This is a genomic window from Streptomyces sp. NPDC043680, assembly GCF_056436685.1.
In genome coordinates this window covers 93,563-114,442 of sequence record NZ_JBWKCE010000010.1, presented here as the reverse complement: position 1 = coordinate 114,442, position 20,880 = coordinate 93,563, and the positions used below count along the sequence as shown (strand labels likewise).

The 20,880-nt window shown below is 71.8% G+C and carries 17 protein-coding genes; 7 read left to right on the top strand and 10 right to left on the bottom strand.

Annotated features, from left to right (window positions below):
- Window positions 1-106 precede the first annotated feature (106 nt).
- From AC0666_RS21285 to AC0666_RS21255, 7 genes are all read left to right on the top strand, one after another.
- On the top strand, window positions 107-877 hold the full coding sequence (locus AC0666_RS21285; RefSeq protein ID WP_468962767.1) for a GntR family transcriptional regulator: 771 nt from the start codon (window positions 107-109) through the stop codon (window positions 875-877).
- A 66-nt stretch (window positions 878-943) separates the two neighbouring features.
- Window positions 944-1,171 carry a 4Fe-4S dicluster domain-containing protein gene (locus AC0666_RS21280; RefSeq protein ID WP_030298062.1) on the top strand — a complete coding sequence of 76 codons (228 nt, stop codon included), beginning with the start codon at window positions 944-946 and terminating at the stop codon, window positions 1,169-1,171.
- Between the two features lie 14 nt (window positions 1,172-1,185).
- Window positions 1,186-2,541 carry an ABC transporter substrate-binding protein gene (locus AC0666_RS21275; protein ID WP_468962766.1) on the top strand — a complete coding sequence of 452 codons (1,356 nt, stop codon included), beginning with the start codon at window positions 1,186-1,188 and terminating at the stop codon, window positions 2,539-2,541.
- Window positions 2,538-3,461 (top strand): ABC transporter permease, encoded by a 924-nt coding sequence (locus tag AC0666_RS21270; protein WP_468962765.1) that lies wholly within the window; start codon window positions 2,538-2,540, stop codon window positions 3,459-3,461. Before AC0666_RS21275 ends, AC0666_RS21270 begins: the two co-directional genes overlap by 4 nt.
- Window positions 3,462-3,666: 205 nt before the next feature.
- Complete coding sequence (locus AC0666_RS21265; protein ID WP_478708130.1) at window positions 3,667-4,422, top strand: ABC transporter ATP-binding protein; 756 nt, start codon at window positions 3,667-3,669, stop codon at window positions 4,420-4,422.
- 35 nt (window positions 4,423-4,457) lie between these two features.
- On the top strand, window positions 4,458-7,181 hold the full coding sequence (locus AC0666_RS21260) for a fumarate reductase/succinate dehydrogenase flavoprotein subunit (protein WP_478708129.1): 2,724 nt from the start codon (window positions 4,458-4,460) through the stop codon (window positions 7,179-7,181).
- A gap of 106 nt (window positions 7,182-7,287) precedes the next feature.
- Window positions 7,288-7,902 carry a Uma2 family endonuclease gene (locus AC0666_RS21255; RefSeq protein WP_361718748.1) on the top strand — a complete coding sequence of 205 codons (615 nt, stop codon included), beginning with the start codon at window positions 7,288-7,290 and terminating at the stop codon, window positions 7,900-7,902.
- Between the two features lie 63 nt (window positions 7,903-7,965).
- Here AC0666_RS21255 and nuoN read toward each other — a convergent pair whose 3' ends face one another.
- From nuoN to nuoE, 10 genes are read right to left on the bottom strand one after another with little or no spacing between them, the layout of a single operon-like run.
- Window positions 7,966-9,612, bottom strand: coding sequence for an NADH-quinone oxidoreductase subunit NuoN (gene nuoN / locus AC0666_RS21250; RefSeq protein WP_478708128.1), 1,647 nt, complete (start codon window positions 9,610-9,612; stop codon window positions 7,966-7,968).
- A gap of 5 nt (window positions 9,613-9,617) precedes the next feature.
- Window positions 9,618-11,210: an NADH-quinone oxidoreductase subunit M gene (locus AC0666_RS21245; RefSeq protein ID WP_468584980.1), complete on the bottom strand. Its 1,593-nt coding sequence runs from the start codon at window positions 11,208-11,210 to the stop codon at window positions 9,618-9,620.
- A 1-nt stretch (window position 11,211) separates the two neighbouring features.
- Window positions 11,212-13,152, bottom strand: coding sequence for an NADH-quinone oxidoreductase subunit L (gene nuoL, locus AC0666_RS21240; protein WP_468962758.1), 1,941 nt, complete (start codon window positions 13,150-13,152; stop codon window positions 11,212-11,214).
- A 14-nt stretch (window positions 13,153-13,166) separates the two neighbouring features.
- The gene (gene nuoK, locus AC0666_RS21235) at window positions 13,167-13,466 is read right to left on the bottom strand and encodes an NADH-quinone oxidoreductase subunit NuoK (protein ID WP_356850827.1); all 300 of its coding nucleotides are present in this window, start codon (window positions 13,464-13,466) and stop codon (window positions 13,167-13,169) included.
- Window positions 13,463-14,278, bottom strand: a complete 816-nt coding sequence (locus tag AC0666_RS21230; RefSeq protein ID WP_468962756.1) for an NADH-quinone oxidoreductase subunit J — start codon at window positions 14,276-14,278, stop codon at window positions 13,463-13,465. The genes nuoK and AC0666_RS21230 overlap by 4 nt, the downstream gene beginning before the upstream one ends.
- Window positions 14,275-14,907, bottom strand: coding sequence for an NADH-quinone oxidoreductase subunit NuoI (gene nuoI, locus AC0666_RS21225; protein WP_468584986.1), 633 nt, complete (start codon window positions 14,905-14,907; stop codon window positions 14,275-14,277). The genes AC0666_RS21230 and nuoI overlap by 4 nt, the downstream gene beginning before the upstream one ends.
- Window positions 14,900-16,285 carry an NADH-quinone oxidoreductase subunit NuoH gene (nuoH, locus tag AC0666_RS21220; protein ID WP_468962755.1) on the bottom strand — a complete coding sequence of 462 codons (1,386 nt, stop codon included), beginning with the start codon at window positions 16,283-16,285 and terminating at the stop codon, window positions 14,900-14,902. Before nuoH ends, nuoI begins: the two co-directional genes overlap by 8 nt.
- The gene (locus AC0666_RS21215; protein ID WP_468962754.1) at window positions 16,282-18,804 is read right to left on the bottom strand and encodes an NADH-quinone oxidoreductase subunit G; all 2,523 of its coding nucleotides are present in this window, start codon (window positions 18,802-18,804) and stop codon (window positions 16,282-16,284) included. Before AC0666_RS21215 ends, nuoH begins: the two co-directional genes overlap by 4 nt.
- Window positions 18,801-20,150, bottom strand: a complete 1,350-nt coding sequence (gene nuoF, locus AC0666_RS21210) for an NADH-quinone oxidoreductase subunit NuoF (RefSeq protein WP_468584991.1) — start codon at window positions 20,148-20,150, stop codon at window positions 18,801-18,803. Before nuoF ends, AC0666_RS21215 begins: the two co-directional genes overlap by 4 nt.
- Entirely contained in the window at window positions 20,147-20,872 is a 726-nt protein-coding gene (gene nuoE, locus AC0666_RS21205; RefSeq protein ID WP_468962752.1) for an NADH-quinone oxidoreductase subunit NuoE, read from the bottom strand. The genes nuoF and nuoE overlap by 4 nt, the downstream gene beginning before the upstream one ends.
- Window positions 20,873-20,880 lie beyond the last annotated feature (8 nt).

Below are 20,880 nucleotides of genomic sequence, written 5' to 3'. Positions count from 1 at the left end.
CCGCCACCCCGGCGAAACCGCAGGCCACAGCCCCGCCCCCGCACCGCGGGGTGGCGCAATACTGCTGCAACACCACTGTCGCCGCACCGCCGGTACGTTCCCTGCCATGCCAGCCGAACGCACCTCCGCCCACACCGCCCCGGTCGCCGCCGCGCGCCGGCGGCGACTGCGCGCGGACCAGGCGCGGCAGCTCGCCGACCTGCTGCGCCACCAGATCCTGGCCGGCGGCTACCCCGGCGGGGTCCTCCCCCTGGAGGACCGCCTCGCCGCCGAGTACGGCGCCGGGCGCAACACGGTCCGCCAGGCCCTCGACCTGCTGCGCGGGGAACGGCTCGTCGAACGCAGGCCCGGGGTCGGGACCGTCGTCGTCTGCGAGAAGTACCCGCACGGCCTCGACCGCCTCCAGGGCCTGGCCGAAACCCTGCGCGAGCACGGCAGGGTCACCAACGAGGTCCGCACGGTCGGCCCGGTGCGGGCCCCCGCCCCCGTCGCCGGCCGGCTGGGCCTGCCCGAGCACACCGAGGTGCTCTACATCGAGCGGCTGCGGCGCCTGAACGGCCTGCCGCTCTCCCTCGACCTCACGTACGTCCCGCTGGACGTCGGCACAGGACTGCTCGACTGCGACCTGGAGAACACCGACGTGTTCCGGCTGCTGGAAACCCTGTCCGGGCAGCCGCTCGGCCACGCCGAGATCACCCTGGAAGCCGTCAACGCCGACGCACACTCCGCCGCCGTCCTCAACGCCCCGCGCGGGGCCGCGGTCCTGCTGCTGGAGCGGCTCACCCACCTGCGCGACGGGCGCCCCGTGGACCTGGAGTTCATCCGCTTCCGCGGCGACCGGATCACCATGGGCGGCCTGCTCCACCGCTCCCTTTGAAGCCCCTCCCTCCCGTCCCCTCCTCGCCACGCCCCCCTTCGCCAAGACCCTTCCCTGGAGACAGCCATGCCTCTGGTCCCCCAGCGCGGCGACGTGCCCGTGACCATCGACGAGTCCCTGTGCATCGACGGCTGCACCCTCTGCGTCGACATGTGTCCGCTCGACTCGCTCGCGATCCACCAGGACAGCGGCAAGGCCTACATGCACGTGGACGAGTGCTGGTACTGCGGCCCCTGCGCCGCCCGCTGTCCCACCGGCGCGGTGACCGTCAACATGCCCTACCTGCTCCGGTGAAAGGCCCCCTCCCCATGCCCAGCACCAGAACCCCCGTACGCCTCGTCCCCCTCGCCCTCGCCGCCCTCCTCGCCCCGCTGGCCACCGCGTGCGGCAGTGCGTCCGGGGCGGACGGCGCCAAGACCGTCACCGTGACCGTCGGCTACCAGTCCAAGACCATCAACACCGTCACCGCCGGCACCCTGCTGCGCTCCCTCGGCTACTTCGAGCAGGAGCTCGCGGCCCGCGGCAAGAAGGACGGCGTCACGTACAAGGTCGACTGGCAGGACTACGCCACCGGCGCGCCCATCACCGCGCAGATGACCGCCGGGAAGGTCGACATCGGTTCGATGGGCGACTTCCCGCTGCTGATCAACGCGGCACGCGGCCGCGAGCTGAAGCAGCCCACCCGGCTGGTCTCCGTCACCGGCTACAACCTGCGCGGCGGCCTCAACACCGTGGTCACGGCCCCTGATTCGAAGCTGGAGTCGCTCGCCGACCTGCGCGGCAAGAAGGTGTCGACCTCCGTCGGCTCGGCCGCGGACGGCACCCTCGTACGGGCCCTGCAGCGCGCCGGGATCGACCCGTCGAGCGGCATCCAGAAGCTCAACCAGCAGCCCAGCGTGGGCGCTTCGGCCCTCCAGGCGGGCAGCGCGGACGCGCTGTCGCAGTTCGTGGCGTGGCCGGGGCAGCTGGCGTACGAGGGGAAGGCGAGAGCCCTCTACGACGGCGCCGAGCTGAACGTGCCGACTTTCCACGGGGTCACGGTGCGCGAGAAGTTCGCCGCGCAGCGGTCGGGGGTGCTGGACGACTTCCTGCGGGCGCAGCGCAAGGCGACCGACTACCTGCGGACGAACCCGGTCGCGGCGGCCGAGTCGGTGGCGAAGGAGACGGGGCTGCCGGCCGAGGTCGTCTACCTCTACAACGGCGCCCACGGCATCGCGACCTTCGATCCGGCGCTGCGCCCGGAGTTGGTCGCGGCGCTGAAGGCGGACGTGCCGGTGCTGAAGGACGCGAAGCTGGTGGCGGACGTGGACGTGGACGCGTTCGTGGACCCGGCTCCCCTGAAGAGGGTCGCCGCGGGCCAGGATTATCCGGTGGCCACGCCCGCCCGCGCCGAGCTCTGGCGGCGCGGCCAGGCCCGGGCGGAGTCCTTCGACTCCCCGCGCGAGCTCCTCAAGGCGGCGAAGGGGGCCGACGTCCGGGCGGCCTACGTGCCGGACGCGGTGACCGGAACCCTCTGGTTCGCGGACCAGGCGGTCTGGGTGGCCGAGGGCTCCGACCTGCGGGCCTTCGTCACCCGGGCGGGCGCCACGGCGTACGTCGACCGGCACCGGGAATCCGGGGCGCGGATCGTGGGCTTCGCCGAGGCCGGAGCCCTGGCCTCATGACCCCGGGGCGCCGACTGCTGCGCGCGGCCTCGCTCGGGGCGGCACTGGTCGCATGGCAGGGGCTGACCTCGTGGGACGTGAACCTGGGGCTGCTGCGGTTCGAGCAGTTCCCGACGGTGGGCGAGGTGGCGTCGAGGCTCCTGGAGCGGGCGTCGACCGGTCCGTACTGGCAGGACCTCGGCTCCAGCCTGAGCCGGATCGTGACGGGCTTCGTGCTGGCCGCGGTGCTGGGCGTGGCGGCGGGCACGGCCATCGCGCGCTCCCGGACGGCCGCAGACCTGCTGGGGCCGCTGGTGGAGGTGCTGCGGCCGATCCCGGCGATCGCGCTGGTGCCGGTGGCGATCCTGCTGTTCCCCTCGAACGAGCAGGGGATCGTCTTCATCACCTGCTCGGCGGCCTTCTTCCCGGTGCTGGTCTCGACCCGGCACGCGGTGGCGGCACTGTCGCCGGTGTGGGAGGAGGCGGTCCTGACGATGGGCGGTGGGCGGTGGCGGGTCCTGTTCTCGGTGATCCTGCCGGGCGCCCTGCCGGGCATCTTCGGCGGGCTGTCGGTGGGGATGGGGGTGGCGTGGATCTGCGTGATCTCCGCCGAGATGATCTCGGGGGAGTACGGGGTCGGGTACCGGACCTGGCAGGACTACACGGTGGTGGACTACCCGGCGGTGTTCGTCGGCATGGTCACCATCGGCGCGCTGGGCTGGCTGACCTCGACGGCGGTGGAACGGGCGGGCCGCCGCCTGACCCACTGGCTCCCGGCGCAGGGCCCGGCGGGGCCGGCGCCGCGGCCGGTCCCCCGGCTCCGCGGCCCACGCCCCGGCCAGGAACCCGCGGCCGACCCCCGGCCCGGGCAGCCCGATCCGCGCCACCGCCCCCGAACCTCGGCCCACACGGCTGACCCGGTTGCCCGCAGCACGCCCTGACCCGGTCACCTCACCCCCCCGACCCGGAGCTGGGGACCGGCCCCCCGCTCCGCACCCGGGCGCTCAGCCCGACGCGGCTGCGGGCGCGGGTCCCCTGGACGGGCCGGTTCGCCCGCCCTGCCGCCGCCCCGGAGGCTCCGCCCGAGCCACCCCGGCGGCGCCCCGTCCCGCCCGTACGCACCCCGCACTCGGAGGAAGGCAGCCCATGCCCGCACCCGTACCCGCATCCGCGCCCGCGCTCACGGCCGTTCCGGCCGGCGCCGCCCTCCGCCTCGACGGCGTACGGCTGGGCCGTCCCGGCGCTGCCGTTCTCGACCGGCTCGACCTCGACGTCCGGCCCGGCGAGGTGCTGGCCGTCGTAGGCCCCTCCGGCTGCGGGAAGTCGACGCTGCTGCGCACCCTCGCCGGGCTGCTGCCGCCGCTCGGCGGGAGGGCCGAGCAGGACGGCCGGCCCATCACCGGGCCGGACGCCGAACGGGCCCTCGTCTTCCAGGACGACGCCCTGCTGCCCTGGCGGACGGCCCGCGCCAACGTCGAACTCCCCCTCGCCATCCGCGGGACCCCCCGCGCCGACCGCCGCACCGTCGCCGCGGGCTGGCTGGTCCGCGTCGGCCTCGCCGACCACACGCACAAGCTCCCGCACCAGCTCTCCGGCGGCCAGCGCCAGCGCGTACAGCTGGCCCGCGCCCTCGTCGCGCGCCCCCGCGCCGTCCTCATGGACGAGCCGTTCGGGGCGCTGGACGCCCAGACCCGCGCGGAGATGCAGGACCTCCTCGTCGACGTCCTCACCGGGACCGGCGCGACCGTCGTCTTCGTCACCCACGACGTGGACGAGGCGCTGTTCCTCGGCGACCGCATCGCCCTCCTCGGCTCCGGCGGCGAGGTGCTCGACGTACCGCACCCGCGGCAGCGCGGCACCGACCGCTCACCGCTCCGGCAGCAGATCCTCAACTCCCTCTGAACCCGCAACCGCACCCGCACCCGAAGGGCCGCACCATGGACATCCCCGCGATCGCCGACGCCGAGGAACTCACCTGCGACGTCCTCGTCATCGGCGGCGGCACCGCCGGCACGATGGCGGCGCTGACCGCCGCCGAGCGCGGGGCCCGGGTGCTGCTGCTGGAGAAGGCGCACGTACGGCACTCCGGCGCCCTCGCCATGGGCATGGACGGGGTCAACAACGCCGTCGTGCCCGGCCGCGCCGAACCCGACGACTACGTCGCCGAGATCACCCGCGCCAACGACGGCATCGTCGACCAGTCCACCGTCCGCCAGACCGCCACCCGCGGCTTCGCGATGGTCCGGCGCCTGGAGTCGTACGGGGTGAAGTTCGAGAAGGACGAGCACGGCGAGTACGCGGTGCGCCAGGTGCACCGCTCCGGCTCGTACGTGCTGCCCATGCCGGAGGGCAAGGACGTCAAGAAGGTCCTCTACCGGCAGCTGCGCCGCCGCGAGATGCGCGAGCGGATCCGGATCGAGAACCGGGTGATGCCGGTACGGGTCCTCACCTCCCCCGAGGACGGCCGCGCCATCGGCGCGGCGGCCTTCAACACCCGTACCGGCGCCTTCGTGACCGTGCGCGCCGGGGCGGTGGTCCTGGCGACCGGCCCCTGCGGGCGCCTGGGCCTGCCCGCTTCCGGCTACCTCTACGGGACGTACGAGAACCCGACGAACGCGGGCGACGGCTACGCCATGGCCTACCACGCGGGCGCGGCGCTGACCGGGATCGAATGCTTCCAGATCAACCCGCTCATCAAGGACTACAACGGTCCGGCGTGCGCGTACGTCGCCAACCCCTTCGGCGGCTACCAGGTCAACCGGCACGGTGAGCGGTTCGTCGACTCCGACTACTGGTCGGGCCAGATGATGGCGGAGTTCGCGGCCGAGCTGGCCTCCGACCGGGGGCCGGTGTACCTGAAGCTCAGCCACCTCCCGGAGGAGTCCCTCGCGTCCCTCGAAACGATCCTGCACACCACCGAGCGGCCCACGCGCGGCACCTTCCACGCGGGCCGGGGCCACGACTACCGCACCCACGACGTCGAGATGCACATCTCGGAGATCGGCCTGTGCGGGGGCCACTCGGCCTCGGGCGTCCGGGTCGACGACCACGCCCGCACCACCGTGCCGCGGCTGTACGCGGCCGGCGACCTGGCCTCCGTACCGCACAACTACATGATCGGGGCGTTCGTCTTCGGCGACCTGGCGGGCGCGGACGCGGCGCGGTACACGGCCTACGAGGGTCCCCTGCCGGCCGATCAGCTGGCGGCCGCGCACGAGCTGGTCTACCGGCCGCTGCGCCATCCGGACGGGCCGCCGCAGCCGCAGGTCGAATACAAGCTCCGGCGCTTCGTGAACGACTACGTCGCCCCGCCGAAGACGGGCGCGAAGCTGTCGCTGGCGGTCGAGGCGTTCATCCGGATGGAGGCGGAGATCGCACGGATGGGGGCGCAGACCCCGCACGAGCTGATGCGGTGTGCGGAGGTGTCCTTCATCCGGGACTGCGCGGAGATGGCGGCCCGGTCCTCCCTGGCGCGGACGGAGTCCCGCTGGGGCCTCTACCACGAGCGCCTCGACCACCCGGAGCGGGACGACGCGGGCTGGCTGTACCACTTGGACCTGCACAAGTCGGCTTCGGGGGAAATGGAGTTCACGGCCCGACCGGTGGAGCCGTACCTCGTGCCGGTGGAGGGCTTCGCCCCGGCGGGCGGCCCCTCGCGCCACCTGGGCGCGGTGGAACCGCTCCCGGTGGCGACGGCGGGCCCGCGCGAAGCGGCGCCTGCGGCGCGTACGGCCACGGCGGCCGACGCGGGCGCAGCCACGGCATCCGGAGCCGCCGCGGCACCGGCCGGGCCGTCCCCCCGGATCCTCGACCTCCTGGCCTTGGCCGAGGAGTCCCCGGACCTGGCGGCCCTGCGCCCGTACCTCACCGACCCCGATCCGGCGGTACGGGCCGCCGCCGTGGCCGCTATCGGCGAAACCGTTCCGGCGGGGGCGGGCCCGGGGCTGGCGGCCCGCCTCGGCGATGCGGATCCGGCGGTACGGGCGGCGGCCGCGGCCGCGCTGCGGGAGTTGCTGGAGGTCCTGCCGGGCGACGCGGAACTGGGGGCCGCCCTGCGCGCCGCGCTGCCGGTTCCCGACCCGGCGGTCCGCTCGGCGGCGCTGGAGGCCCTGCGCGCGCTGCGCCTCGGGGACGCCGGCCTGTACGCGGAGTCCCTCGCGGACCCCGACCCGGAGGTCCGTATCCACGCGGTACGGGCGCTGGTCTCGGTGGACGCCGTCGAGGCCCTCGCCCGGGCCGCCGCCGACCCGGCGCGGGAGGTCCGGGTCGCGGTGGCCAAGGGCCTCGCGGCGGTCCACACCCCGGCCCCCGCCCCCCTGGACCCCCTCCTGTCGGACCCGGACCCGCTGGTCCGGGGCGCGGCCCTGGCGGCCCTGGCGGCGACGGGCTGCCCTGAGGCTTACGCGGCCGCCGCCGTGAAGGCCCTCGCCGACCCGGCCTGGCAGGTCCGCGCGGGGGCGGCGACGGCCCTGTCGGCCGCGACTTCGGATACCGCCGTGGCCGCCCTGGCCGAGGCCCTGAAGGACCCGAACGCGGACGTCCGCAAGGCTGCGGTCCTCTCCCTACGCGCCCACCGCACCACCCCGGAGGCCCGCACGGCCCTGGCCACGGCCACCTCGGACCCGGACGCCGACGTCCGGGCATATGCCAGTCGCCACTGACTCCGTCAATGGCACGGAGTGCTTTACACGTGCAGGCGGTCCGGAACGGATCTCCGGCGATACGCTGGACGGACTCGCGAGACTCCGTCCCATGGGAGCACTACACATGAGCGTCGATCCCGAGATCCCTGAGCGGGAGCCCTCGCTCCACTGGCCGATCCCCCCTGCGGGCGGCTGGACCGCCGACGACCTCGACCGGCTTCCCAACCTGCCTCCGCATACGGAGCTGATCGACGGGAGCTTGGTCTTCGTGAGTCCGCAGACTCTTTTCCACTCGCGCGCCGTGAGCTTCTTCGAATGGCAGCTTCAGTCGCTGCTTCCCGCAGGGCTGGAGGTGGTGCGCGAGTTCACCATCGACATCGACCGGAAGAACAGGCCCGAACCAGATGTCATCGTTGTCGACGAGGAGGTCGTGGACGATCCGTCGCTGACCCGCTTTCCCGCCTCCTGCGTCCACCTCGCCATCGAGGTGGTCTCCCCGGAGTCGGTCGAGCGCGACCGGGAAACCAAGCCCCTCAAGTACGCCCGCGCCAAGATCCCGCACTTCTGGCGAGTGGAGAACAGGGAGGGCCGGGCTGTGGTGTACGTCTACGAGCTCGACCCGGCAACAAAGGCATACGTGGCGACCGGCATCTTCCACGACCGCCTCAAGGTCTCGGTGCCGTTTCAGATGGACCTGGACCTGACCGCCATCACTCCGAAGCGCCGCGCCTCCGAATAGCACCACGTGCCAGGGCCCGGCTCCCCCTGCGGGAGCCGGGCCCTGACGCGGAACCGCCGGAGGCTACCGCACGAACGTGCTCGCCTGCCCCGCCAGGTCCAGGAAGTACTGCGGGGCCACACCCAGGACCAGGGTGACGGCCACGCCCACCGCGATCGTCGTCATCGTCAGCGGCGACGGGACGGCCACCGTGGGGCCGTCCGCCTTGGGCTCGCTGAAGAACATCAGCACGATGACCCTGATGTAGAAGAACGCGGCGATCGCCGACGAGATCACACCGATCACGACCAGCACGCCCGCGCCGCCCTCCGCGGCCGCCTTGAACACCGCGAACTTCCCGGCGAAGCCGGAGGTGAGCGGGATGCCGGCGAAGGCCAGCAGGAACACCGCGAAGACCGCCGCCGTCAGCGGCGAACGACGACCCAGGCCCGCCCACTTGGACAGGTGCGTCGCCTCGCCGCCCGCGTCCCGGACCAGCGTGACCACCGCGAACGCGCCGATCGTCACGAAGGAGTAGGCGCCCAGGTAGAAGAGGACCGACTTGACGCCCTCCGCCGACGTCGCGATCACACCGGCCAGGATGAAGCCCGCGTGCGCGATCGAGGAATACGCCAGCAGGCGCTTCACGTCGGTCTGGGTCACCGCGACCACCGCGCCGGCCAGCATGGTCACGATCGCCACGCCCCACATCACCGGCCGCCAGTCCCACCGCAGACCCGGCAGGACCACGTACAGCAGGCGCAGCAGTGCGCCGAACGCGGCCACCTTCGTGGCCGCCGCCATGAAGCCCGTCACCGGGGTCGGGGCGCCCTGGTAGACGTCCGGGGTCCACATGTGGAAGGGCACCGCGCCCACCTTGAACAGCAGGCCCATCAGGATCAGCGCGCCGCCGATCAGCAGCAGCGCGTCATTGCCCATGGTGTCGGCGAGCGCCGGGTCGAGCTGGGTGAGCTTGCCGTCCACCACGTCCGCGATCACCGCGTACGAGACCGAGCCCGCGTACCCGTAGAGCAGCGCGATGCCGAAGAGGAAGAAGGCGGAGGAGAAGGCGCCCAGCAGGAAGTACTTGACCGCGGCCTCCTGCGACATCAGCCGCTGACGGCGGGCGACGGCGCAGAGCAGGTACAGCGGGAGGGAGAAGACCTCCAGCGCCACGAACAGCGTCAGCAGGTCGTTGGCGGCCGGGAAGATCAGCATGCCGGAGATGGCGAACAGCACCAGCGGGAAGACCTCGGTGGTGGTGAAGCCCGCCTTGACCGCGGCCTTCTCGCTCTCGCTGCCCGGGACGGACGCCGCCTGCGCGGCGAAGGAGTCCACCCGGTTGCCGTGCGCGGCCGGGTCGAGGCGCCGTTCGGCGAAGGTGAAGACCGCGACGATCGACGCCAGCAGGATCGTGCCCTGCAGGAACAGCGCCGGGCCGTCCACGGCCACGGCGCCCATCGCCGCGATGTGCGCCTTGGAGCTGCCGTACCCGCCGGCGGCGAGGCCGACGACCGCCGCGAAGGCCGAGGCCAGGGCGGCGACGGCGAGGAACGTCTGCACGTAGTAGCGGGACCTGCGCGGTACGAAGGCCTCGACGAGGACTCCGAGGACCGCCGCGCCCACCACGATCAGCGTGGGCGCGAGCTGCGCGTACTCGATGTGCGGGGCGGGGATCTTCTCCACCGGCTCCGCGGCCGCCAGTGTCAGCAGCCCTTGGGCAGCAGCCATCGTGCTCACTTCGCCGCCTCCCCGTTCTTGGCCTCGACGGCCACCTGTGGCTTCGGGTCCTTCTCGTGGACGTCGGACAGGGTGTGCTTGACCGCCGGGTTGACGATCTCGGTCAGCGGCTTCGGGTACACGCCGAGCCCGATCAGCAAGGCGATCAGCGGGGCCACCACCAGCACCTCGCGCAGGCGCAGGTCCGGCATGCTCCGGACCTCCTCCTTCACCGGGCCGGTCATCGTGCGCTGGTAGAGCACCAGCGTGTAGAGCGCGGCGAGCACGATGCCGACGGTGGCGATGATCCCGACGACCGGGTACCGGGCGAAGGTGCCCACCAGCACCAGGAACTCACTGACGAAGGGCGCGAGGCCCGGCAGGGAGAGGGTGGCGAGGCCGCCGATCAGGAAGGTGCCGGCGAGGACCGGGGCCACCTTCTGCACACCGCCGTAGTCGGCGATGAGCCGCGAGCCGCGCCGCGAGATCAGGAAGCCGGCCACCAGCATCAGCGCCGCCGTCGACAGCCCGTGGTTGACCATGTAGAGCGTCGCACCCGACTGCCCCTGGGAGGTCATCGCGAAGATGCCCAGGATGATGAAGCCGAAGTGCGAGATCGAGGCGTAGGCGACCAGCCGCTTGATGTCGCGCTGCCCGACCGCGACCAGCGCGCCGTAGACGATGCTGATCAGGGCCAGGACGAGGATCACCGGCGTGGCCCACTTGCTGGCCTCGGGGAACAGCCCGAGGCAGAAGCGGAGCATCGCGAAGGTGCCGACCTTGTCGACGACCGCGGTGATCAGCACGGCGACCGGGGCGGTGGCCTCGCCCATCGCGTTGGGCAGCCAGGTGTGCAGCGGCCACAGCGGCGCCTTCACCGCGAAGGCGAAGAAGAAGCCGAGGAAGAGCAGCCGCTCGGTGTTGGTCGCCATGTCGAGCGTGCCGGCGGCGCGGGCGGCGGTGATCTCCTGGAGCGAGAAGTTCCCGGCGACCACGTAGAGCCCGATGACCGCGGCCAGCATGATCAGGCCGCCGACCAGGTTGTAGAGGAGGAACTTGACCGCCGCGTACGAGCGCTGCGCGGCCGCGTTCTCGTCGGACCCGGCATGTGCCCGGTCCCCGAAGCCGCCGATGAGGAAGTACATCGGGATGAGCATGGCTTCGAAGAAGATGTAGAAGAGGAAGACGTCGGTGGCCTCGAAGGAGATCACCACCATCGCCTCGACCAGCAGGATCAGCGCGAAGAAGCCCTGCGTGGGCCGCCAGCGCGTGGACTGCGTCTCCAAGGGGTCGGCGTCGTGCCAGCCGGCCGCGATCACGAAGGGGATCAGCAGGGCGGTGAGCCCGATCAGCGCCACCCCGATGCCGTCGACGCCCAGTTCGTAGCGGACGCCGAAGTCGGCGATCCAGGCGTGCGATTCGGTGAGCTGGTAGCGCGCGCCTCCGGGTTCGAAGCGGACCGCGACGAGCACGGCCAGGGCCAGGGTTGCCAGCGAGACGAGCAGCGCGAGCCACTTGGCGGCGGTCCGGCGGGCGGCCGGGACGGCCGCCGTGAGGACCGCGCCGACCGCGGGCACCGCGGCCGTCACCGTCAGAAGCGGGAAACTCATTTCACACCGCCCTCATCAGCAGGGTCGCGGCGATGAGGATCGCCGTGCCCCCGAACATCGAGACCGCGTAGCTGCGGGCATAGCCGTTCTGGAGCTTGCGCAGCCGACCCGAGGTCCCGCCGACCGAGGCGGCCGTCCCGTTGACCACCCCGTCGACGAGGCTGTGGTCGACGTAGACGAGCGAGCGGGTCAGGTGCTCCCCGCCGCGGACGAGTACGACGTGGTTGAAGTCGTCCTGGAGCAGGTCCCGTCGGGCCGCCCGGGTGAGCCAGCTGCCGCGCGGGGCGACGACCGGGACGGGCCTGCGGCCGTACTGGGCGTACGCGAGACCCACGCCGAGGAGCAGCACCACGACCGTGGCGGCGGTGATCGCACCGGCGCCGATGGGCGGATGCCCGTGCTCGAAGGAGGTGACCGGCTCCAGCCACTTCACGAAGGCCTCGTTCAGGCTGAAGAGGCCGCCCGCGAAGACCGAGCCGAAGGCCAGCACGATCATCGGGATGGTCATGGACTTCGGGGACTCGTGCGGGTGGGGCATCTCTCCGGGGCGGGCTTCGACGCCGGGCTCCACGCTGGGCGCGGTGGCCGGGTCGGGCGCCGGCTGCCAGCGCTTCTCACCGAAGAACGTGAGCACCATGACGCGGGTCATGTAGTAGGCGGTGATGCCCGCGCCGAGCAGGGTGACCGCCCCGAGGATCCAGCCCTCGGTGCCGCCCTTGGCGAAGGCCGCCTCGATGATCTTGTCCTTGGACCAGAAGCCGGACAGGCCCGGGAAGCCGATGATGGCGAGGTAGCCGAGGCCGAAGGTCACGAAGGTGACGGGCATGTACTTCCGCAGGGCCCCGTACTTGCGCATGTCCACCTCGTCGTTCATCCCGTGCATCACGGAACCCGCGCCGAGGAAGAGGCCGGCCTTGAAGAAGCCGTGCGTGACCAGGTGCATGATCGCGAAGGCGTACCCGACGGGGCCGAGGCCCGCAGCCAGGATCATGTAGCCGATCTGCGACATCGTCGAACCCGCCAGGGCCTTCTTGATGTCGTCCTTCGCGCAACCGACGATCGCACCGAAGAGGAGCGTGACCGCGCCGACCACGACCACTGCGGTCTGCGCGTCCGGCGCGGCGTTGAAGACCGCCCCGGACCGGGTGATCAGGTACACGCCGGCGGTGACCATGGTGGCCGCGTGGATCAGGGCCGAGACCGGGGTCGGGCCCTCCATCGCGTCACCGAGCCAGGACTGCAGCGGCACCTGTGCCGACTTGCCGCACGCGGCCAGCAGCAGCATCAGGGCGATCGCCGTCAGCTTGCCCTCGCTCGTCGCGTCCACCGCGCCGAACACCGGCCCGAAGGCGAAGGTCCCGAAGGTGGTGAACATCAGCATGATCGCGATCGACAGGCCCATGTCGCCGACCCGGTTGACCAGGAAGGCCTTCTTCGCGGCGGTGGCCGCGCTGGGCTTGTGCTGCCAGAAGCCGATGAGCAGGTACGAGGCGAGGCCGACGCCCTCCCACCCGACGTACAGCAGCAGGTAGTTGTCGGCGATGACGAGGAGGAGCATCGCCGCGAGGAACAGGTTCAGGTAGCCGAAGAAGCGGCGGCGGCGGTCGTCGTGCTCCATGTACCCGATGGAGTACACGTGGATGAGCGTGCCGACTCCGGTGATCAGCAGGACGAAGGTCATCGACAGCTGGTCGAGCTGGAAGGCGACGTCCGCCTGGAAGCCCTCGACGGGGATCCAGCTGAACAGCTTCTGGTGCATGGCCCGGTCCTCGGCGCCGCGCCCCAGCATGTCCGCGAACAGGGCCGCGCCGATGCCGAAGGAGACGGCGGCGAGCAGGGTGCCGAGCCAGTGGCCGGCCTTGTCGAGCCGCCGGCCGCCGCACAGCAGCACCGCGGCCCCGAGCAGGGGCGCCGCGACCAGCAGCGCAATCAGATTCTCCACTGTGTGAACGCCCCTTACAGCTTCATCAGGCTGGCGTCGTCGACCGAGGCCGAGTGGCGGGTACGGAACAGCGACACGATGATCGCCAGGCCCACCACGACCTCCGCGGCGGCGACGACCATCGTGAAGAAGGCGATGATCTGGCCGTCGAGGTTGCCGTGCATCCGGGAGAAGGTCACGAAGGCCAGGTTGCAGGCGTTGAGCATCAGCTCTACGCACATGAACAGGACGATCGCGTTCCGCCGGATCAGCACGCCTGCAGCGCCGATCGTGAACAGCAGTGCCGACAGGTACAGGTAGTTGACCGGGTTCACTTCGAGGCCTCCTCACGGCCGAGCCGCTCGGCGGCCCGCTGCTCCAGTGCCTTCATGTCCTCAATGGCCTCGCTGGAGACGTCCCGGATCTGGCCGCGGGCCCGCAGCGTCTTGTTGACGGTCAGCTCGGACGGGGTGCCGTCCGGCAGCAGACCGGCGACGTCGACCGCGTTGTGCCGGGCGTAGACGCCGGGCGCGGGCAGCGGCGGGAGCTGGACCCCTTCGCGTACGCGCCGCTCGGCGAGCTCGCGCTGCGTGGCGGCCCGCTCGGTGCGCTCGCGGTGGGTCAGCACCATCGCACCGACGGCCGCGGTGATCAGCAGCGCACCGGTGATCTCGAAGGCGAACACGTACTTGGTGAAGATCAGCGTGGCCAGACCCTCCACGTGCCCGGTGGAGTTGATCCGGCCGAGCCCGTTGAAGTGCTTCAGCGAGGCGTTGCCGATCCCGGCGACGAGCAGGACGCCGAAGCCGAGCCCGCACAGGACCGCCAGCCAGCGCTGCCCCTTGAGGGTCTCCTTCAGCGAGTCGGCCGCCGTGACGCCGACCAGCATGACCACGAACAGGAACAGCATCATGATCGCGCCGGTGTAGACGATCACCTGGACCACGCCCAGGAAGTACGCCCCGTTGGCGAGGTAGAAGACCGCCAGGACGATCATCGTCCCGGCCAGGCTCAGGGCACTGTGGACGGCCTTCTTCATCAGGATCGTGGACAGCGCGCCGATCACGGCGACCGTGCCGAGGATCCAGAACTGCACCGCCTCACCCGTGGAGGTCACCGTGCCGGCAGCCGCGGCGATCGCGCTCATGCCCCCACCCCCTCGCCCCGAGCGGATGCGCCCGACGTCTCGGTACCGGCGGGAGCCGCCGTCTCACCCTTGGACCGGGCGGCCTGGCGCTGCGTACCGGGAGCAGCGCCCGACACCAGCCCGCGGTAGTAGTCCTGCTCGTCCGTGCCCGGGTACATGGCGTGCGGTGCCTCGACCATGCCCTCGGTCAGCCCGGCGAGCAGCTGCTCCTTGGTGTAGATGAGCGATTCGCGGCTGGAGTCGGCCAGTTCGAACTCGTTCGTCATCGTCAGCGCCCGCGTCGGGCAGGCCTCGATGCACAGCCCGCACAGGATGCAGCGGGCGTAGTTGATCTGGTAGACCGCGCCGTACCGCTCGCCCGGGGAGTAGCGCTCCTCCTCGGTGTTGTCCGCGCCCTCCACGTAGATGGCGTCGGCGGGACAGGCCCAGGCGCACAGCTCGCACCCGATGCACTTCTCCAGACCGTCCGGGTGCCGGTTCAGCTGGTGCCGTCCGTGGAAGCGCGGGGCGGTGGTCTTCTGCTGCTCCGGGTACTGCTCGGTGAGGCGCTTCTTGAACATGGCCTTGAAGGTCACGCCGAAGCCGGCCACCGGGTTCTGCCACTTCTCGTTCGGGTCCGCGTCAGACATTCTCAGCACCCTCCTCTCGGTCACTGTCAGTATTCGTCCCGCCACTGACAATCAGCTCCCCCGCACCGCGGGGCCGCCTGCGCGGTACGGGGGCGAGCTGCTGGCCCGGCTTGGGCGGTACGGGGAATCCGCCGGCCAGCGGATCGAAGGACTCGGCTGCGGCGCCCTTGCCGGCGCCCCCTCCGGCGGCCTTCTCCTTGCGGTCGCGCAGCAGGTCCGCGACGAGGGACAGCAGCAGGATGGCGACGACCGCGCCGCCGACGTAGAGCACGATCTCCGAGAAGTCGTACCTCTCGTTGCGCAGCGCCCGTACGGTCGCGACGAGCATCAGCCAGACCACGGAGACCGGGATCAGCACCTTCCAGCCGAGCTTCATCAGCTGGTCGTAGCGCACGCGCGGCAGCGTGCCGCGCAGCCAGATGAAGAAGAAGAGCAGCAGCTGGACCTTGATGACGAACCAGAGCAGCGGCCACCAGCCGTGGTTCGCGCCCTCCCAGTACGTCGAGATCGGCGCCGGGGCCCGCCAGCCGCCCAGGAAGAGGGTGACCGAGACCGCCGAGACGGTGACCATGTTGACGTACTCGGCCAGCATGAACAGCGCGAACTTGATGGAGGAGTACTCGGTGTTGAAGCCGCCGACCAGGTCGCCCTCGGACTCCGGCATGTCGAAGGGGGCGCGGTTCGTCTCGCCGACCATCGTGACGACGTAGATGATGAAGGAGACCGGCAGCAGGACGATGTACCAGCGGTCGGCCTGCGCCTCGACGATCGCCGAGGTCGACATCGACCCGGAGTAGAGGAAGACCGAGGCGAAGGCCGCGCCCATCGCGATCTCGTACGAGATCATCTGCGCGCAGGAGCGCAGGCCGCCGAGCAGCGGGTACGTCGAGCCGGAGGACCAGCCCGCGAGGACGATCCCGTAGATGCCCACCGAGGCCACGGCCAGGACGTAGAGCATCGCGATCGGCAGGTCGGTCAGCTGCATCGTGGTGCGCTGCCCGAAGATCGAGACCTCGTTGCCCGAGGGACCGAAGGGGATCACCGCGATCGCCATGAAGGCCGGGATCGCGGCGACGATCGGCGCCAGGACGTAGACGACCTTGTCCGCCCGCTTGACGATGATGTCTTCCTTGAGCATCAGCTTCACGCCGTCGGCGAGCGACTGGAGCATGCCCCAGGGGCCGTGCCGGTTGGGGCCGATGCGCAGCTGCATCCAGGCGACGACCTTGCGCTCCCACACGATGGAGAACAGCACGGTCACCATCAGGAAGGCGAAGCAGAACACCGCCTTGACGACCACGAGCCACCAGGGGTCCCGGCCGAACAGGGACAGGTCCTCTGCGGCAAGTTGTACGAGGTCACCGTGTGCCGCGTTCACGCGTCCACCTCCGCGGTGGTGTCGGCTGCGCCGGCCGGGGTCGCCGGACCGATCCGTACGAGGGCGCCCGGGAGGGCGCCGGTGTCGGCGAGGACGCCGGAGCCGGCGGAGTTCAGCGGGAGCCACACCACCCGGTCGGGCATGTCGGTGATCCGCAGCGGCAGTTCCACGGAGCCGGCCGGGCCGGTCACCGCGAGGACGTCGCCGTCCTTGACGCCGCTCTCGGCGGCGGTGGCCGCCGACAGCCGGGCGGGGGCCTCGTGCCGGGTGCCGGCCAGGGCCTCGTCGCCCTCCTGGAGCAGGCCCAGGTCGAGCAGCAGCCGGTGGCCCGCCAGGACCGCCTCTCCGGCACCCGGGCGGGGCGGCGCCACGGTGTCCGCGGCCTGCGCGGTGGCCGTGGCACGCTCCCCCGTCCACGGGCCGAGGCCGTCCAGCTCGCGGCGTACGGCGTGGACGTCGGGCAGGGCGATCGGCCGGTCGGCGGCGTCGGCGAGCATGTGCAGCACACGGGCGTCGGCCGGGGCGAGCCGGCGGGTCATCTGGTCGGGCTTGAGCGCCGCCTCGAACGGCCGGACCCGGCCCTCCCAGTTGATGAACGCCCCCGCCTTCTCCGCGACCGCCGCGACCGGGAACACCACATCGGCGTGGTCGGTGACCTCGCCGGGCCGCAGTTCCAGGGAGACCACGAAGGCCTCCCGGAGGGCGACCCGCGCGCGGGCCGGGTCCGGCAGGTCGCGCACCTCGACGCCCGCGACCAGCAGGGCGGTCAGCTCGCCCCCGGCCGCCGCCTCGACGATCTGGCCGGTGTCCCGGCCGTAGCGGTGCGGGAGTTCGTCCAGCCCCCAGGCGGCGGCGACCTCGTCGCGGGCCCGCGGGTCGGTGGCCGGGCGGCCGCCGGGTAGCAGCGACGGCAGTGCGCCGGCCTCGACGGCGGCCCGCTCCCCGGCCCGGCGCGGGATCCACACGAGCGTGGCGCCGGTGGCGGTGGCGGCCCGTACGGCCGCGGTCAGCGCGCCCGGCACGCCCGCGAGGCGCTCCCCGACGACGATGACGGCGCCCGGCTCGCGCAACGCGTCGGCGGCCTCGGCGCCGCCGGCCTCCAGGCCGGTACGCGTGGCCAGTGCGTCCAGCCACTCGGGTTCGGTGCCGGGGGCGGCGGCCAGCAGGGTGCCGCCCGCCTTCTCCAGACCGCGGGTGGCGTAGGGGGCGAGGGCGAAGGTCCGCTGCTTGTGCTTGCGGTGGGCCTTGCGCAGCCGCAGGAAGACGCCGGGGGCCTCCTCCTCCGCCTCGATGCCGGCGAGCAGCACCGCGGGCGCCGCCTCCAGCGAGGAGTAGGTCACTCCGCTGCCGTCGAGGTCCTTGCCGGTGCCCGCGACGGCTGCGGCCAGGAACTCGGCCTCCTCCGCGCTGTGGATCCGGGCCCGGAAGTCGATGTCGTTGGTGTCCAGCACGACCCGGGCGAACTTGGCGTACGCGTAGGCGTCCTCGACGGTGAGCCGGCCGCCGGTCAGCACCCCGGCCCGGCCCCGTGCGGCGGCGAGCCCGGCGGCCGCGGCCTCCAGGGCCTCGGGCCAGCTCGCAGGGGCGAGGACGCCGTCGGCGCCGCGCACCAGCGGGGTGGTCAGCCGGTCGGGGCGCTGCGCGTAGCGGAACGCGAAGCGCCCCTTGTCGCACACCCACTCCTCGTTGACCTCGGGGTCCTCGGCGGCCAGCCGGCGCAGCACCTTGCCGCGCCGGTGGTCGGTCCGGGTCGCGCAGCCGCCCGCGCAGTGCTCGCACACGCTCGGGGAGGAGACGAGGTCGAAGGGGCGGGAGCGGAAGCGGTACGCGGCCGAGGTGAGGGCGCCGACCGGGCAGATCTGGATGGTGTTGCCGGAGAAGTACGACACGAAGGGGTCGCCCTCGCCGGTGCCGACCTGCTGGAGCGCACCGCGCTCCAGCAGCTCGATCATCGGGTCGCCCGCCACCTGCGTGGAGAAGCGGGTGCAGCGCGCGCACAGCACGCACCGCTCGCGGTCCAGCAGCACCTGGGTGGAGATCGGTACCGGCTTCTCGTAGGTGCGCTTCCTGCCCTCGAAACGCGATTCGGCGTTCCCGTGCGACATCGCCTGGTTCTGCAGCGGGCACTCGCCGCCCTTGTCACAGACCGGGCAGTCCAGCGGGTGGTTGATGAGCAGCAGCTCCATCACCCCGCGCTGGGACTTCTCGGCGACCTCGGAGGTCAGCTGCGTCTTGACGACCATGCCGTCGGTGCAGGTGATCGTGCAGGAGGCCATCGGCTTGCGCTGGCCCTCGACCTCGACGATGCACTGGCGGCAGGCGCCGACCGGGTCGAGGAGGGGGTGGTCGCAGAACCGGGGGACCTCGATGCCGATCTGCTCGGCGGCCCGGATCACGAGCGTGCCCTTGGGCACCGACAGCTCGATGCCGTCGATGGTCAGCGAGACCGTGTCTTCGGCGGCCTTCGGCCGCCCCGCCGCCTCCCCGCCACCGGCGGGAGCGTTGGTGGTGACGGTCATGCGTTCACCTCCGTGTCAGCCCAGAGGGTCGACTTCCTGGGGTCGAAGGGGCAGCCCCTGCCCGTGATGTGCTGTTCGTACTCCTCGCGGAAGTACTTCAGCGAGGAGAAGATCGGGCTGGCGGCGCCGTCGCCGAGCGCGCAGAAGGACTTGCCGTTGATGTTGTCGGCGATGTCGTTCAGCTTGTCGAGGTCGGACATCACGCCCTTGCCGGCCTCGATGTCGCGCAGCAACTGGACCAGCCAGTACGTGCCCTCGCGGCAGGGCGTGCACTTGCCGCAGGACTCGTGGGCGTAGAACTCGGTCCACCGGGTCACCGCCCGCACCACGCAGGTCGTCTCGTCGAAGCACTGCAGCGCCTTGGTGCCGAGCATGGATCCGGCCGCGCCGACGCCCTCGTAGTCGAGCGGGACGTCCAGGTGCTCGTCGGTGAACATCGGAGTGGAGGAGCCGCCCGGGGTCCAGAACTTCAGCCGGTGGCCGGGGCGCATCCCGCCGCTCATGTCGAGGAGCTGGCGCAGGGTGATGCCGAGCGGGGCCTCGTACTGGCCGGGGCCGGCGACGTGCCCGGAGAGCGAGTACAGGGTGAAGCCGGGGGACTTCTCGGTCCCCATCGCCTTGAACCAGTCCTTGCCGTTGTTGAGGATCGCGGGAACCGACGCGATGGACTCGACGTTGTTCACGACGGTGGGGCACGCGTAGAGCCCCTCGACGGCAGGGAAGGGGGGACGCAGCCGGGGCTGGCCGCGCCGGCCTTCGAGGGAGTCGAGGAGGGCCGTCTCCTCGCCGCAGATGTAAGCGCCCGCTCCCGCGTGCACCGTGATGTCGAGCTTGAGCCCGCTCCCGAGGATGTTCTCCCCCAGGTAGCCGGCCTCGTACGCCTCGCGCACCGCCTCGTGCAGGCGCCGCAGGACCGGCACGACCTCGCCTCGCAGGTAGATGAAGGCGTGCTCCGACCGGATCGCGTAACAGGCAATGATCATTCCCTCGATGAGGGAGTGCGGGTTGGCGAAGAGAAGGGGGATGTCCTTGCAGGTTCCCGGTTCCGACTCGTCCGCGTTCACGACGAGGTAGTGCGGCTTCCCGTCGCCCTGCGGGATGAACTGCCACTTCATTCCGGTGGGGAAGCCCGCCCCGCCGCGTCCGCGCAGACCGGAGTCCTTCACGTACGCGATGAGGTCGTCCGGGGTCATCGCGAGCGCCTTGCGCAGGCCCTCGTACCCCTCGTGGCGCCGGTAGGTCTCCAGCGTCCAGGACTGCGGCTCGTCCCAGAAGGCCGACAGCACGGGTGCCAGCAGCTTGTCCGGGGCGCCGTTCGTGTGCATTTCGGCGGTCACCGTCATCACTCCCCCTCCTCGGTGGCAGCCGGTGCCTCGCCACGCGGGTGCACGACCTTGCCCTGCTGCGGGCTTTCGCCCCGGGCGATCCGCAGTCCGATCAGCGAGGCGGGGCCGGCGCCGCCGCCCGCCTCGACGGCGCCCTCGCGCTCGTCGGGGAAGCCCGCGAGGATCCGGGCGGTCTCCTTGTACGTGCACAGCGGCGCGCCCCGGGTGGGGGTGACCGTGCGACCGGCGATCAGGTCGTCCACCATGGCCTTGGCGGACTCGGGGGTCTGGTTGTCGAAGAACTCCCAGTTGACCATCACCACGGGGGCGTAGTCGCAGGCCGCGTTGCACTCGATGTGTTCAAGGGTGACCTTGCCGTCGGGGGTGGTCTCGTTGTTGCCGACCCCGAGGTGTTCCTTGAGCTCCTCGAAGATGGCGTCGCCGCCCATGACCGCGCACAGGGTGTTCGTACAGACCCCGACCTGGTAGTCGCCCGAGGGCCGCCGCCGGTACATCGTGTAGAAGGTGGCCACGGCGGTGACCTCGGCGGTGGTCAGGCCCAGCGTCTCGGCGCAGAACCGGATGCCGGTGCGCGAGACGTACCCCTCCTCGGACTGCGTCAGGTGCAGCAGCGGCAGCAGCGCGGAGCGGCTGTCGGGGTAGCGGGCGACGATCTCCTTCGCGTCCGCGTCGAGCCGGGCGCGCACCTCGGCCGGGAAGTCGGGGGCCGGCAGCTGGGGCATGCCCAGGC